We start from the raw sequence: 14150 nt of genomic DNA on the forward strand, positions 1-14150 counted from the left end.
TGGCGACCCGCTGCCGCTCTGGCTCAAGCGGGTGGCGTTCCTGGGCGGGGTGGTGGGCGCATTGGTGCTTTATGGTCTGCTCGCGCACCACGTCAGTGTGGCAGTGGCGTCCGGGGTGCTTTGGTTGGCCCTGGCCATTCCCAGCGCGATCTACTTGCCTTCGATCTGGTCAATGGGCGGGACCGACGGCTGGGGCAAGCTCGCAGCGATCATCATGTCCGGGGCCGCCATCGTGGCGCCTTTTGCGGGCACGCTCGCCGCGTACACGGTTTACAAGCTGGTGGTGAGCGCGAAGGCGCGCCGCAAGGCGATCCTCTTCTTGATCGGCGTGATCGTGTTCATCTTGCTCCATGCGCTGGAGCGGTGGTTGTTCTGGTGACAGCAGGCTCCGCGCGCCCGCAGCGGCGCAGGGCCTGGGCCTACAGCGCGGGGCGGTCAGCGGCGTTAGGGTGGACGGACTCTACGTTGCATACCAAGGCCCAGCATGAAAACGACCCCCACCGCCTCCCGTCCCGATGAGGAAAAAGTCCCGTCTGCCCCCGTGCCAACGCGCACCGAGCGGCGCGTGAATACCACCCCAGCCCCAGCCACAGCCCGGCAGCGAGCCCGAAGACCTGAGCGGCCCGAAAGCCCGCCTGCCGCACGAGCGCGACCAGTCGGTGGACATGACCGGCGGTGAACCCGATGCGCAGATGGAGCAGGCTTACCGCGACGTGAAACGTGGCCTGCAAGACACCGACCGGGGGCCAGCGGCTGACAAGGCTTACCAGAAGCAAAAGCGCGCCGATTGATTGCTGTTTGGGTCGCTACTCGTTACTACTCTTTGCGGATGATTGCTTCACTTGGTCCACCATGTATCGAAACGAGCTACCGCACTGCAGCGTGCCGATGAATCCTGGCCGCAGCTTCCATTCACAGTGTTCTAGGCGGTGAATCATTGATCCTCTCAGGTAGCAAGGAGCTAGGTCGTATTCGTCGTGTATGACACGACTTTCAACCTCTTCGGCAACCCGAAAAAAATGGCCGATATCAATGGATGAAAGATCCACGTCCGAAGCTTTGCAAGTGGTCGGTTCAGACGTATAGAAATCGGTTGTGTCTACAAATATCTTTGCCTCGAAAATGAACGTGAAAAAGACCACTACCAATGCCGCAAGCAACGCGACGGCGGTTACGTACCATCGCTTTCATTTCGGCACGCCGGATGCAGCTTCGCCAGGGTTCTTGTAAGAAACCTGGGGATGCTTGTACACATCTTTGCTGGATATGGAAAAGTGCGAATAGAGCTCCCCTGTAAGCCATTGCAGGGAATTGTTCTGCTCTGAAGTCACTGTCTCGTATTTCTTGTCGTCGATGCTGCGACCCACGATTTCAATGCCGATGGAATCCCCATTGATGGGATAGCGCTGCGGATATGGCTTGGCGCGTTCGTGTGCATCCAACGCCCTTACGTGATTGGACCAAGACATTGCCTGTATCCGAGCCATCGCGACGCTATCGCAAGATGGTTTGTCAATCTCAAGGCATCTTGACCGTATGTGCCTTCCGACGTGCTGACAACGCATAAAGAGGCTTGCTGTTTGGTAAACCTGCCCATTCTTGTCGATAAGAAAGTGGGCGCCATGGGGACTTCGCGCATAGCTGTTGAACGTCTGCTGGGCTGTAGACGAGTCCGTCTGGTGCAACACAATTGCTACCACCGTGCTGATGGGACCGTGTTCCAGGTTGAGATAGCGACGCACGACGATCCGTCCATCAACAAAGATACCCTCGGGTGTAATTTTTGGCATCCGAGCATATTAGTAACGCCCCACAGTGCAAGAAAAACCCATTTTTTGTTCGTACTTTGCGGGGTGATGTGACAAGCTGATCTACCGACACGAGCTAAAGGGCAGGTGCGGATCCTCTGCCCCGCCATCCCTCACCCCCGCTCGCGCAGCGCCCGCTCAATCCGATCTCGCCGCACCGTCGTCTTGGGCACCTTGAACGTGGAACCAGCTGCGCACGTCCTCGTCCAGCCCGATGCCGTGCATGTAGTTGTAGATGCGCCTTCTTCAGCGCCCCGCCCAGCGCGTCGTGGTCCACGCCGGTGGGGTCGATGAAGGCGACGTCGTTCTTGGCGAAGCGGCCCGGCGGCAGCGGCTGCAGCGTCACGCCGTACTGCTCGGGGTGCAGGCCCACGGGCGAATGCACGGTGCAGGCGAAGCGGTGCCAGAAGCCGCTCTGGATGCAGCCGGCGGCGAACAGCTGGCGCACGGTTTCCAGCGCGTCCACCGTGTCCTGCACCGTCTGGGTCGGGAAGCCGTACATCAGGTAGGCGTGCACCAGGATGCCGGCGTCGCTGAAGCCCTTGGTCACGCGCGCCACCTGGTCCACCGACACGCCCTTTTTCATCAGCGCCAGCAGCCGGTCGGACGCCACTTCCAGCCCGCCGCTGATGGCGATGCAGCCGCTGTCGGCCAGCTGCCGGCACAGCTCGGGCGTGAAGGTTTTCTCGAAGCGGATGTTGCCCCACCAGCTGATGATGCGCCAGCTGCGGCGCATGCAGCTCGGCCGCCAGCGCCTTCAGCGCCTTGGGCGGCGCGGCCTCGTCGACGAAGTGGAAGCCCGTCTGCCCGGTCTCGGCGGCCACGATGGCCTCGATGCGGTCGACCAGCGTGGTGGCGCTGGCGGCGTCGTAGCGGCCGATGTAGTCCAGGCTCACGTCGCAGAAGCTGCACTTCTTCCAGTAGCAGCCGTGCGCCACCGTGAGCTTGTTCCAGCGCCCGTCGCTCCACAGCCGGTGCATGGGGTTGAGCATGTCCAGCAGCGACAGGTAGCGGTCCAGCGGCAGGCCGTCCCAGGTGGGCGTGCCCACCTCGTCGAACGGCGATGTCGGGTTCGACGAAGTTGATGTACTGCACCGGCCGCTCGTCGTCGCCGCGCACGAAGGTGCGCACCAGGCGCTGCGCGCTGCGCCGGCCCTGCAGGTGCTCCAGCAGCGCCAGCAGCGGGCGCTCGCCGGCGTCGAGCGTGACGTAGTCGAAGAAGTCGAACACGCGCGGCTCGGCCAGCTCGCGCAGCTCGGTGTTGACGTAGCCACCGCCCAGCACCGTGACGATGGCCGGGTCTTGCGCCTTGATCGCCTGCGCGATGCGAAAGGCCGCGTAGACCGCGCCGGGGAACGGCACCGACAACAGCACCACGGTCGGCGCGTGGCGCTCCAGCGCCTCGCTGCGTCAGGCGCTGCAGCGTGTCGGTCGACCAGCGTTGGGCGGCGCGGCCAGCGCGTCGGCCAGCGGGTCGAAGCTGGGCTGGCTCATCGCCAGCGATTCGGCGTAGCGCACGAACTCGAAGCGCGGGTCGACCGCGTCGCGCAGCACGTCGGCCAGGTCGTTCAGGTACAGCGTGGCCAGGTGGCGGGCGCGGTCCTGCACGCCCAGCGCACCAAAGGCCCAGGCCATCGGGTCGCCGCCGTCGTCGTCGGTCCACATAAACGTCCAGCGACGCAAAGCGCGGCCCCTCGGGCAGGAAGCTGCGGCCGGCGATGCGGTGCGCCAGCGTGGCGTCGCGGCCCTGCAGGAAGGCGATGGTGGGGGCGATGCTGGCGCGGTAGGCGTCGAAGTGCGCGACGAAAGCCTGCACGCGGGCGCTGCGCTGCTGGCTGCGGCAGCGCGATGGCTGGCGCGCACGGCCGTCGCAGGCCCTCGGGCGACAGCAGTCGCAGCACCAGCGCCAGCGCCAGGTCTTCCTGCACCGCAGCGACGCCGCGCGAGCGCAGAAAGCCGGTGAGGTAGGCGGTGGACGGGTAGGGCGTGTTGAGCTGCGTCATCGGCGGGATGACCGACAGCACGCGCAGCGGTGCGGTGGGAGGGGCGACGGCGGACATGGTGTGGGGTGGTGCCGCCAGCGATATGGGCGGGGGGTGATTATCGGCGGTGGGCTATTCGATCGCCTGTCGGCCCATGGGTGCCACTGCTTGTGGCTGGGTCTGCTTGCTCCGCTGTCGCTCAATCGCCGTGCGTCAGCGCACCGCTCAGCCGCCAGCAAACCTGCGGTGCTATCTGCAGCTTAAAAATCTGCCGAAAGTCGTGGTGCTCGGCGTTCCCCACCAGACTGACGGTGTTGGCGCTGCGTGAAATGTCCAGCGATGTCACTCTTTCCAGCGAGATGTCCATCAACAGCCGGTCTTTGTTCCACCAGATAAGCGCAGCTCACCGTCCGCAGTGCAAATTCGCATACCACACGTTCATCATTCTGGTGGTGTTCGAAGCGATGGGGGCTGTATTCCTCTGGCGCCTGTGGGTCCAGTGCTGTGTAGGCGCCGTTGAACAGCGCGCGTAACTCGCTGATGTCGGGGTAGCGGTGCATGGCAAGTGACGTTGCGGCTACGCTGGAACCGAGACAGCCGCATCGGGCGTGCCCGCCAGATAGTTGTTCTTCACCCGCACATAGTGCTCGGCCGAATACTTGAGGTACGCAATCTCTGCATCGGTGAGCGCGCGCTGGCGCACCGCGGGGCGGCCGATGTAGAGGTACCCGCTCTCCAGCACCTTGCCGGGCGAGACCAGGCTGCCCGCGCCCAGCATCACGCGGTCTTCGATGACCGCGTCGTCCATCACGATGGAGCCCATGCCGATGAGGCATTCGTTGCCGATGCGGCAGCCGTGCAGGATGACCGAGTGGCCCACGGTGACGTAGTCGCCAATCACCAGCGGCGAGCCTTCGGGCTTGGCGGCGTTGCGGTGCGAGACATGGCCCATGGTCAGGTCCTGCACGTTGCTGCAGCGGCCCACGGTGATGCGGTTCACGTCGCCGCGCAGCACGGCGTTGCACCACACCGAGCTGTCGTCGCCCAGGGTGACGTCACCGATGACCTGGGCGCGGGCATGGATGTAGACGCCGGTGCCCAGCGCGGGGGCGGTGTCGAGGTAAGGAGACAGGGGCATGGTGCGGATGCAGCGAGGACAAGAAACCCTGAGCGTAGTGCAAACAGGGCTCTGGTCCCATCAGGTGACGAGGGCTGAAGCGGGGCACATCGTTGGTCGCAACCTGGTCATAGCCTGCGTGCCAATGCCCCCACCACACGCGCCGCGGCGCGGATCTCCGCGTCATCAAACCCCGCGTAGCCCAGCAGCCAGCCCCGGCGCGGTGACTGCATGGCATAGCGCGACAGCGGCGCCAGCATCACGCCAGCAGCCAGGGCATTGCGGCTCAGGGTTTCGTCATCGCTGTTTGGCGCCACCTCGTGCAGCAGGTGCATGCCCCGGTCGCTGGGCAACAGTTGCACCGCACCGTTGCTGCCCCTGGCCAGGGCGCTCAATCTAGCACTTGCTGGCGCTGCGGGTACAGCTCACGCATGCGGCGCAGGTGGCGCAGCAAATGGCCCTCGGTGATGAAGCGGGCCAATACGTCCTGTGTGTCTCCGGGTGCATGGCGGTCAGTCAGTGCGCGGGCCATTGCAAAGGCACCTACCAAAGCGTGGGGTAAGACGATGAAACCCAGGCGCAACCCGGGGTGCAGCGTTTTGGAAAAGGTGCCCACATACAACACCCGTTGCGACTCTGTGGCAGGCTGCACAGCGCGGGCAGGCGGTGTGTGCCGTACTGGAATTCACCGTCGTAGTCGTCCTCCACAATCCAGGCGCGCTGGGCATTGGCCCAGTCCAGTAACTCGGTGCGGCGTCTGCGCGCATCATGCCCGCCCACCGGTGAGGAACTGGTGCGTGGGCGTGACCACTGCCATGCGCGCTTCAGGCCACTGCGCTGCGGCCTTGTCCATGCACATGCCTTCGTGCATCCACCGCCGCGGGCCGTGCAGGGTCACGCCGTGGCCGACCAGGCTGGCGCGTATGCCGGGGTAGCCGGGGTCTTCGACCCAGGCTTCGTCGCCCACATCCAGCAACAGCCGCCCGACCAGGTCTATGCCCTGCTGCGAGCCAGAGCAAACCACCACCTGCGCTGCCTCGCAGCGAATACCGCGCGAGGCCCGCGGCCACTGCGCCATGGCCTGGCGCAGGTGCGGGCGCGCCCCCTGCGGGGTCTAGGTACTGGGCGCGTTGGGCCATGCGTTGTTCTTTGCTTGCCTGGCGGGCCAGCCGGTCCCACACCGCAAATGGAAGAAATTGGTGATCTCGCGGGCGCGTGCAGCAACGGGGTGCGCCGCCTGCGTGGGCGGGTTCCAGCGCGCAGACCGTCTCGGCCATCAGCTGCCCGCCGTTGCGTGATAGCCCTGCGGCGACGGGCGGGCGCAGGCCCTAAATGCCCCCTGTGTGGAGGCGGCTGAGCGCGCCAGCAGGCTTGTCGAGCCACATAAGTGCCGTCGCCCACACCCGCCTCCTCATAGCCCTCGGCCTGCGGGCGCTGCAGTGCCCCACAGCACGCTGTTGCGCGACACGCCTAGCGTGGCTGGCCTTGCTCGCGCGAGCGCGGGCAGTCGTGCTACTGGGCTTGCAGGCTGCCTTGCTCATATGGCGCGGCGCAGCTCCAGGTCATACACCTGCTGGCGCAGGGTGGTTGCCGTGTGGGGTTTGCGATGGGGGTCAGATTGGCTCCTGGTGCGCGGCATGAATTGGCCCTTTCTTTGTAAAAATAGTTCTGCCGCAAACTAAGGAGCCACTGGCAAAACCCGGGCTGTCTAACCGCGCACCTCTAATCGTTGAGAGACACCACCTCGCTTATTTGCCACACAGCACACCGTCCTTTGGCACGCGACGGCGGCGTACCGCCTTCTTCGACAACCGCTACCAACCGCCGCCCCAGCTGGACAGTTTGATGGCGGTGCCGCTGTGGCCTGGCTTCCTCGTCGCGCCTTAAATGGTGCCGCTGCCGTATTCCGATGCGGCGGCGGTGGATCGCGCCGAGGAGGCCTACGTCGCAGCCCTTTCGAGCTGCCATATGCTGTGGTTTATGGACTTCGCCAGCCGCGCGGGTTTTCGGCTCCACAGCTACATTGACGCGGCCGTGGGCACCATGGCCAAAAACGATGATGGCCAGCTTGCCGTGACGCACGTACAGCTGCGGCCCGTCACACGCTTTGACGCAGCCCATGCGCCCAGCGCTGTACAGCTGGACAACCTGCACCACCGCGCCCACGCATCGTGCTTCCTGGCCAACTCGGTCAAGACGCAGATCGACTGCGCGCCTGTGCTCGAGATTGAACCTGCAGTGAAAGGCCGCTGACATGGCCAACGCCAACCGCCAATTTCAGGTGACGGACCCCACCGCCCTGCACGCCCTGGTGCACACGCAGCCACTGGCCACGCTGGTGATCGCGCCAGGCCGGTGCATTGCATGTCAACCATGTGCCTCTGTATCTGGACCCGGAACGCGGCGCCCCGCGGCACGCTCATCGGCCACGTGGCGCGCGCCAACGCGCTGTGGCCGCTGCTGCCCCAGCAGGCCGTGGCCGTGTTCCACGGCCCACAGGCGTATGTGTCGCCCTCTTGGTACCCGTCCAAAGCCATTGACGGCAAGCAGGTGCCCACCTGGAACTACGCTACCGTGCACGCCCACGGCACGCTCAGTGCGGTGGACGACGCCGAGCGCCTGCGCGCCATCCTGCACACCCTGAGCGAGCGCCATGAGGCCCACCGCCCCCACCCCTGGCGCCTGGACGATGCCCCGCCCGACTACATCGACAAGATGCTGCGCGCCATCGTCGGCATCGAGCTGGCGGTGGAGCGCTGGGAAGGCGTCTGGAAGGTCAGCCAAAACCGCACCGACACCGACCGCGCAGGCGTGGTGCAGGGTCTGACGGCCGAGGGAACACCCGGCGCGGCGGACATGGCTGCGTTAGTGCGGGCAGTGTGATTCGTGAATCGAAATTCAAATTTCATAGCTACTAGCGCTTGATGGATAAGCGCTAGAGCCTGTTTTGACCACTATTCTTGCCCCTGGATCAAATCACCCAGACCTGTTCGGGTTGAGCTTGTCGAAGTCGTGTGCCGCGCTTCGGCAGGTTCAGCGTGAACGGTCGTTGCGTTGACCGACAGCATCACCCCTCCAGCCTCACCCCTCCAACACCTCCACCCGCAGCGCCACCACCGGCCCTGCCACTGCAGGGTGCGCAGCCAGCGCATGCACGGCCAGGTCCACGGTCGACTGCGCCACCGCGTCCGTCAGCACCAGCACTTGCACACCGCTGCCCGGCGGCAGGGATTTGTCGTTGGCCAGTGCCACCTGCAGCACCGGCACCTGCTGCGCCGCCAGCCACGCGCCCACGGCCTCGATCTGCTGCGCGCTGTGTACGGGTACGCGCAGGTAGTGGCGGGTGTGCACGGCTGCGCGCGGCAGCACGGCCAGTTGCTCGTCCATGGCCTGGGGGTGAAACCCCAGGTGCGGCACGCGCTGCTGTGCACTGGTGCCATCCAGCCGCGCCACATCCACCAGGTCGGCAATCACGGCCGATGCAGTTTGCTCCGACCCCGCCCCCGCGCCGTAGAACATCGTCACGCCCGCCGCGTCGCCCTTGACCATCACCGCGTTCATCGAGCCGTTCACCTGCGCCAGCAAATGCGCGGCAGGCACCAGCGCAGGTTGCACGCGCAGCTCCACGCCGTCCACACCGCTCTCTTTGCGCCGCTTGGCCACGCCCAGCAGCTTGATGCGAAAGCCCAGTTGCTCGGCGCAGGCCACGTCCAGCCCCTGCAGCGCAGTGATGCCCTCCACCTGCGCATCGGCAAACCGCACCGGCATGCCAAACGCATTGGCCGCCAGCAGCGTGATCTTGTGCGCGGCGTCGATGCCCTCGATGTCAAAGGTCGGGTCGGCCTCGGCGTAGCCCAGCGCCTGGGCCTGCGCCAGCGCTTCGGCAAAGCCAACACCCTCATCGCGCATCTTGCTCAGGATGAAGTTGGTGGTGCCGTTGATGATGCCCGCCACCCATTCGATGCGGTTGGCCGTGAGGCCCTCGCGCAGCGCCTTCACGATGGGGATGCTCACGGCCACCGCGCCTTCATACGCCACGGCCACGCCGTGCTGGCGGGCGGCGGCAAAGATCTCGTTGCCGTGCGCGGCCAGCAGCGCCTTGTTGGCCGTGACCACATGCTTGCCCGCGCGAATGGCGGCCAGCACCCAGTCGCGCGCAGGGCCGGTGCCGCCTGCAGCCTCCACCAGCACATCCACATCGGGGTGCGTGGCGACCTGCATGGGGTCGTTGGTCAGGGCCACATCCTTGCCCACCACGCTCATGGCGCGGGCCAGGCTGCGGGCGCAGACCACCACCATCTTGATGCCCCGCCCCGCGCGGCCCGCAATCAGCGCCTGGTTGCGCGCCAGTACGCGGAAGGTGCCTGCGCCCACGGTGCCAATGCCGATCATGCCCACGCGCAAGGGGCGCATGGCCGCAGCGTGCGGTGGCAACAAAGGGGTTTCGAGGGACGGGACGGGATCACGGACCATGGACTTCTCCGGCTAACGAACGAACAAACAAAAAAACCCAGCTGCCAGAGCTGGGTTTCAGTCAATTCGTCTTGGGAGAGAAGAGAGAGCGATCACCAGGTGGCTGCCGAAACGGCCACCTGCGCGTGCTCAGGTGGCCGCGGGGGTAATGGTGGTAATCATTCGTGCACCCATCGCCCGCGAGAATGCGGGCAGCATCATGCACAGACCCATGGGGGCTGCAGCAGGTGCGGTGAAGGCGATGTGGGTGAACGACATGAGGGGCGCAGTGTAGCGCAGGGCACGGCGGGGTCGTCAAGCCCCGGCGTGGGTGGTGCACGCTACGGCGCTTCCCGTTGTCTGTAGCTAAAACTATCATTTTTATAGCTGCTAACGCTTATGGGGTAAGCGCTAGAGCCTGATTTTGCTTAAATATCTCTAAGCCAACGCGTTAACTGACCAGCGTGGCCGTCAACGTGATTTCTGGCACAGCCGCCAGCGCCTTGGACAGTGGGCAGTTCGCCTTGGCATCTGCCGCCAGTTTTTGAAACGCTGCATCGTCCATGCCCGGCACCTTGGCCGTGAGCGTCAGCGCAATGCGGTCGATGACAAAACCATCGCCCTCTTTCGTCAGGCGCACGGCCGCCGTGGTGTCGATGACCTCGGTGGACGACGCCCGCCTTTTCAGCTGCAAACGCAAACGCCATGGTGAAGCAGGCCGCATGCGCTGCGCCCACAATCTCTTCGGGGTTGGTGCCCTTGCGGTCGTCACCAAAACGGCTGGCAAAGCCGTACGGGTATTTGTCCAGCGCACCGGTCTCGGTGCTGATCTGGCCCTGGCCGGACTTGCCGGCACCTTCCCAATGAACACTGGCGTTTTTTTCAGCACATAGGTTCTCCTTGAGGTGAATGGGTTGAATGCAGTGGCAGTGGGCTTGGCAAAGCCGCACGCACGCACGAGTGAATAGCGCCGCTGCGAAGCGCTTCCATCTCACCATCTTCCACGCAATGCAGGTTGTGGGACAAAACCGCATGGGCCCGTCCCGCCGACCGATTGCTCAGTCCCTCTGTCGCATGAAGTGGGGGGCGCCGATACCGCTGGCGCTGGGCCCGCCACCCGCACCATGGCAATCGCATCGAACGGGCAGCGCACCGCACACAGCGCGCACCCGGTGCAGCCGGGCGCATCGTGCAGCGCAGACCGCTTGGGCCCCCAGGTGTGCGGGCCCAGCACCTGCAGCGACAGCACATGCGGCGGGCACACCGCCACGCACCAGCCGCAGCCCGTGCAGCGCTGCAGGTCAATGGCAGGCAAGGCCTTGCGGGGTGCGGTCATGGTGGGCAGCATAGTGCGGGCGGGCCGCCGTGGTAGCCTGATGGCCCCCGTTACGGTCACAGCCCATATGCCCAACAACACCACCTCCACCGTCGTCACCCAACACCTCTTCATCCGCGGCCATGTGCAGGGCGTGGGCTACCGCTGGTCCATGGTGCAGGCCGCCGAGCGCCTGGGCGTGACGGGCTGGGTGCGCAACCGCAGCGATGGCCGTGTCGAGGCCTGCGCCTGGGGCTCGCCCGACGCCGTGCAGGCACTGATCGACTGGGCACACCAAGGGCCCGCCGCTGCGCGGGTGGACGCGGTGGTGGTGGGCAACGTGCCCGACGGCGGCGACCCACCGCAGGGTTTTGCACAGCGCGATACGGTGTGATGCCCCAAACGGCCCAGCCGCCAATCCCGGGTCTTGTTCTGCAATCCACGGGTAGATCACCGTAGCAACGGCATGGCGTGCGCACCACCGCACCCACCGCGCACCCCACTGCATCGCAAGCGACGACGCAAATAAAACCTGTCGCCCGAACACGCCGATTGCCTACAAGGGCGTCCACATGCCGTGGGGACCATGGTGACTCTGCATTCAGCACATCACCACCTACCCCCAGGAGACATGCCATGACCGATCTGAACCATACCAACACCGACCGCAACCTCGACCCCATCACCAACGAGCCGGGCGCACACCCCATCGGCACCGGCATTGGTGCTGGCGGTGGCGCCGTCACAGGGGCAGCGGCAGGCAACCTCGGCGGCCCCGTGGGCGCAAGCAGTGGGTGCCGTCGTGGGCGCCGTGATTGGCGGCTTGGCAGGCAACGAGTGCGGCCGAAGCCGTCAGCCCCGCCGCCAGTGCCCACTGGCGCGATGCGCTGTGCCAGAGAGCCCTACTACTCTGACGCCTACACCTACGACGACTACGCCCCCGCCTACCGCGCCGGATACCAAAGCGTGATTGACGGACGCGGCGACTGGAACGAAGCACGAACCAGTCTGCAGCAACGTTGGGACGCAGACCACCGCCAAAGCAGTCGCCTGAACTGGATGGACGCAGAACCCGCCGCGAAGGCCGCCTGGGAGCGTGCAGACCGGATCTGGAAGCAGACGAAGCAGGAGTGAATACGGTGGATGGCGAGCGCTTGGATCAATCGAGCCGCATGTTCGCCAACCGCAGCCCCGGCACTTTCCCAACTTGCCTCATGAAGCGCCGCGTCAAGCGGCGTTGGTCCGCGAAGCCACAGGCCACCGCTACATCCGCCTGCGGCCGTTCCCTTTGCAGCGCGACTTGCGCTTGACGGATGCAGACCCAATTCAACGGATTCACCGAACATTGGCCCCCGCACCGTGGCCAAGTTCCACGGCTTCCCTGCAACGGCGGCGATACCGCCACGGCTCAAAGGCTGCACCGCGCGCAGGTTGCGGTAAAAGCTGATGCACGATTGTTTTTGCCGCCTGCGATCCGCAGGACGCGAGGCTGTGTTCTGTAACACTTGGGTAATACTCTGGCTCCACCCTGCAATCACGCAGGGGCGGCGAAGCCAGAGAGGTTTGATTAGTGAGCGTTCAGCACAACCGCCACCTCAGCGAAACCGATATTTGCGACCAGTTCATCACGCCCGCGCTGCTGCGTGCGGGCTGGACCATCCAGCAACACATTCTGCGCGAATACACCCTGCGCCCCGGCCGCGTGGTGGTGCGCGGCCAGGCGGCCCACCGCGACAAGGCGTCCATCCTGCGGGCCGACTACGTGCTGTTCCACAAGCCCAATGTGCCACTGGCCGTGGTCGAGGCCAAAGACGCAAAACACGCCGTGGGCGCAGGCATGGCCCAGGCCATTCAATACGCGCAACTGCTGGACGTCCCCTTTTGTTTTGCCAGCAATGGCGACGGCTTTGTGTTCCGCGACGCCACGCTGGCCGATGGCGTGCTGGAGCGCAACCTCACCCTCGACGAGTTTCCATCCCCCGCCGAGCTGTGGGCCAAATACTGCGCCTGCGCGGGCTGGGCGCCGCAAGGTCCAGCAAATCGCCGCCACCGATTACTCCCCCAGCAAAACCCCGCGCTACTACCAGCTCAACGCCATCAACCGCCTGGTCGAGGCCATCGCCGCAGGCCAAAACCGCGTGTTGCTCGTCATGGCCACCGGCACGGGCAAAACCTACACTGCGTTTCAGATCATCCACCGGCTGTGGAAGTCGCCCTGGCGTGCAGACAAACCTGGCGGTCAAAAACGCATCCTGTTCCTGGCCGACCGCAACATCCTCATCGACCAGACCATGGTCAACGACTTTCGCCCCTTCAAGGGCGCCATGGCCAAGCTCAGCCCCAACGCCAAAGGGGTAGAGCGCGTTGATGCGCAGGGCCGCGTTACGGTCGAAGACGTGGACCTGGCCGTAAACAAAGCCACACTGGCGGTGGTAAGACAAGAGCTACGAGATCTACCTCTCGCTCTACCAGGCTGTGACGGGCACCGAGGACGAACGCAACATCTACAAGCAGTTCAGCCCCGACTTCTTCGACCTCATCGTGGTGGACGAATGCCACCGGGGCAGCGCGGCGGACGACTCAGCCTGGCGCGAAATCCTCACCTACTTTGCCAGCGCCGCGCAGATTGGCCTCACGGCCACGCCCAAGGAGACCGAAGACGTCTCCAACACCGACTATTTTGGCGAGCCGCTCTACACCTACAGCCTGCGGCAAGGCATTGAAGACGGCTACCTCGCGCCCTACAAGGTCGTGCGGGTGGACCTGGACCGCGACACCTTCGGCTGGCGCCCCACCGAGGGCATGCGCGACAAGTTTGGCCACCTCATCGAAGACCGCGTCTACACCGGCGCCGACATGAACCGCAAGCTCGTCATGGAGCAGCGCGATGCCGTGGTGGCTGGCAGGATCACCGAGTATTTGAAGGCCACCGACCGCTACGCCAAGACCATCGTGTTTTGCGAAGACATCGAGCACGCCACCCGCATGCGCCAGGCGCTCAGCAACGCCAACGCAGACATCTGCGCCACCCAGCCCAAATACGTGGTGCAGATCACCGGCGACAACGCCGAAGGCAAGCGCGAGCTGGACAACTTCATCGACCCCGAGAAGACCTACCCCGTCATCGCCACTACCTCCCGCCTCATGAGCACCGGCGTGGACGCGCAAACCTGCAAGCTCATCGTGCTGGACCAGACCATCAAGTCCATGACGCTGTTCAAGCAGATCATTGGCCGGGGCACCCGCATCAACGAAAACTACGACAAAAGCTGGTTCACCATCCTCGACTTCAAGCGAGCCACCGAACTCTTTGCCGACGAAACCTTTGATGGAGAACCCGTGCAGGTGTACGAGCCGAAGCCAGGCGAGCCCCTGGCCCCGCCACCTCCCGTCGATCTTCCTCCATCCGTTCAGCCTGAGCCTGTCGAGGCCACCCCAACGCCTGGCCCCTCACCACTGCGGAGCCCCGGCGGGGA

General features: G+C 64.9%; 11 protein-coding genes and 6 pseudogenes. 7 read left to right on the top strand and 10 right to left on the bottom strand.

Annotation, left to right across the window (positions count from 1 at the left end; genetic code table 11):
- The first annotated feature begins 31 nt into the window (after positions 1 to 31).
- Both U5N23_RS20085 and U5N23_RS20090 read left to right on the top strand, forming a co-directional pair.
- A complete protein-coding gene (locus tag U5N23_RS20085) occupies positions 32 to 379 on the top strand; it encodes a hypothetical protein (RefSeq protein WP_322594495.1) in 348 nt (115 codons plus the stop codon).
- A gap of 286 nt (positions 380 to 665) precedes the next feature.
- Positions 666 to 791: a hypothetical protein gene (locus tag U5N23_RS20090; RefSeq protein WP_322594496.1), complete on the top strand. Its 126-nt coding sequence runs from the start codon at positions 666 to 668 to the stop codon at positions 789 to 791.
- Positions 792 to 1187: 396 nt separating this feature from the next.
- Here the strand turns inward: U5N23_RS20090 and U5N23_RS20095 are convergent, their stop codons facing one another.
- The 7 genes and pseudogenes from U5N23_RS20095 to U5N23_RS20125 form a co-directional block, all read right to left on the bottom strand.
- Complete coding sequence (locus U5N23_RS20095) at positions 1188 to 1790, bottom strand: N-acetylmuramoyl-L-alanine amidase (RefSeq protein WP_322594497.1); 603 nt, start codon at positions 1788 to 1790, stop codon at positions 1188 to 1190.
- A gap of 131 nt (positions 1791 to 1921) precedes the next feature.
- Positions 1922 to 3811, bottom strand: a pseudogene (locus U5N23_RS20100) (B12-binding domain-containing radical SAM protein).
- A gap of 178 nt (positions 3812 to 3989) precedes the next feature.
- A complete protein-coding gene (locus U5N23_RS20105) occupies positions 3990 to 4157 on the bottom strand; it encodes a hypothetical protein (protein WP_322594498.1) in 168 nt (55 codons plus the stop codon).
- Positions 4158 to 4367: 210 nt separating this feature from the next.
- Positions 4368 to 4928 (bottom strand): gamma carbonic anhydrase family protein, encoded by a 561-nt coding sequence (locus tag U5N23_RS20110; protein WP_322594499.1) that lies wholly within the window; start codon positions 4926 to 4928, stop codon positions 4368 to 4370.
- 107 nt (positions 4929 to 5035) lie between these two features.
- On the bottom strand, positions 5036 to 5302 hold the full coding sequence (locus U5N23_RS20115; protein ID WP_322594500.1) for a hypothetical protein: 267 nt from the start codon (positions 5300 to 5302) through the stop codon (positions 5036 to 5038).
- Entirely contained in the window at positions 5299 to 5559 is a 261-nt protein-coding gene (locus U5N23_RS20120; RefSeq protein ID WP_322594501.1) for a hypothetical protein, read from the bottom strand. Before U5N23_RS20120 ends, U5N23_RS20115 begins: the two co-directional genes overlap by 4 nt.
- A gap of 114 nt (positions 5560 to 5673) precedes the next feature.
- On the bottom strand, positions 5674 to 5985 hold the full coding sequence (locus U5N23_RS20125; protein WP_322594502.1) for an aminotransferase class I/II-fold pyridoxal phosphate-dependent enzyme: 312 nt from the start codon (positions 5983 to 5985) through the stop codon (positions 5674 to 5676).
- A 674-nt stretch (positions 5986 to 6659) separates the two neighbouring features.
- Between U5N23_RS20125 and U5N23_RS20130 the strand changes: the two are divergent.
- Positions 6660 to 7160 (top strand): annotated as a pseudogene (locus U5N23_RS20130) (OsmC family protein).
- Position 7161: 1 nt separating this feature from the next.
- Positions 7162 to 7790 (top strand): annotated as a pseudogene (locus U5N23_RS20135) (FMN-binding negative transcriptional regulator).
- Between the two features lie 198 nt (positions 7791 to 7988).
- Here the strand turns inward: U5N23_RS20135 and U5N23_RS20140 are convergent.
- The 3 genes and pseudogenes from U5N23_RS20140 to U5N23_RS20150 form a co-directional block, all read right to left on the bottom strand.
- Positions 7989 to 9380 carry a homoserine dehydrogenase gene (locus U5N23_RS20140; RefSeq protein WP_322594504.1) on the bottom strand — a complete coding sequence of 464 codons (1392 nt, stop codon included), beginning with the start codon at positions 9378 to 9380 and terminating at the stop codon, positions 7989 to 7991.
- A gap of 430 nt (positions 9381 to 9810) precedes the next feature.
- A pseudogene (locus U5N23_RS20145) lies at positions 9811 to 10270 on the bottom strand (OsmC family protein).
- A gap of 200 nt (positions 10271 to 10470) precedes the next feature.
- Positions 10471 to 10695, bottom strand: a pseudogene (locus tag U5N23_RS20150) (ATP-binding protein); the annotation flags it as partial.
- Positions 10696 to 10762: 67 nt separating this feature from the next.
- Between U5N23_RS20150 and U5N23_RS20155 the strand changes: the two are divergent.
- From U5N23_RS20155 to hsdR, 3 genes and pseudogenes are all read left to right on the top strand, one after another.
- Positions 10763 to 11068, top strand: a complete 306-nt coding sequence (locus U5N23_RS20155) for an acylphosphatase (RefSeq protein ID WP_322594505.1) — start codon at positions 10763 to 10765, stop codon at positions 11066 to 11068.
- Positions 11069 to 11310: 242 nt separating this feature from the next.
- Positions 11311 to 11808 (top strand): hypothetical protein, encoded by a 498-nt coding sequence (locus U5N23_RS20160; RefSeq protein ID WP_322594506.1) that lies wholly within the window; start codon positions 11311 to 11313, stop codon positions 11806 to 11808.
- A 436-nt stretch (positions 11809 to 12244) separates the two neighbouring features.
- Positions 12245 to 14150, top strand: a pseudogene (hsdR, locus tag U5N23_RS20165) (EcoAI/FtnUII family type I restriction enzme subunit R); the annotation flags it as partial.

The organism is Acidovorax sp. (assembly GCF_034519795.1).
Lineage (GTDB): Bacteria > Pseudomonadota > Gammaproteobacteria > Burkholderiales > Burkholderiaceae_C > Acidovorax.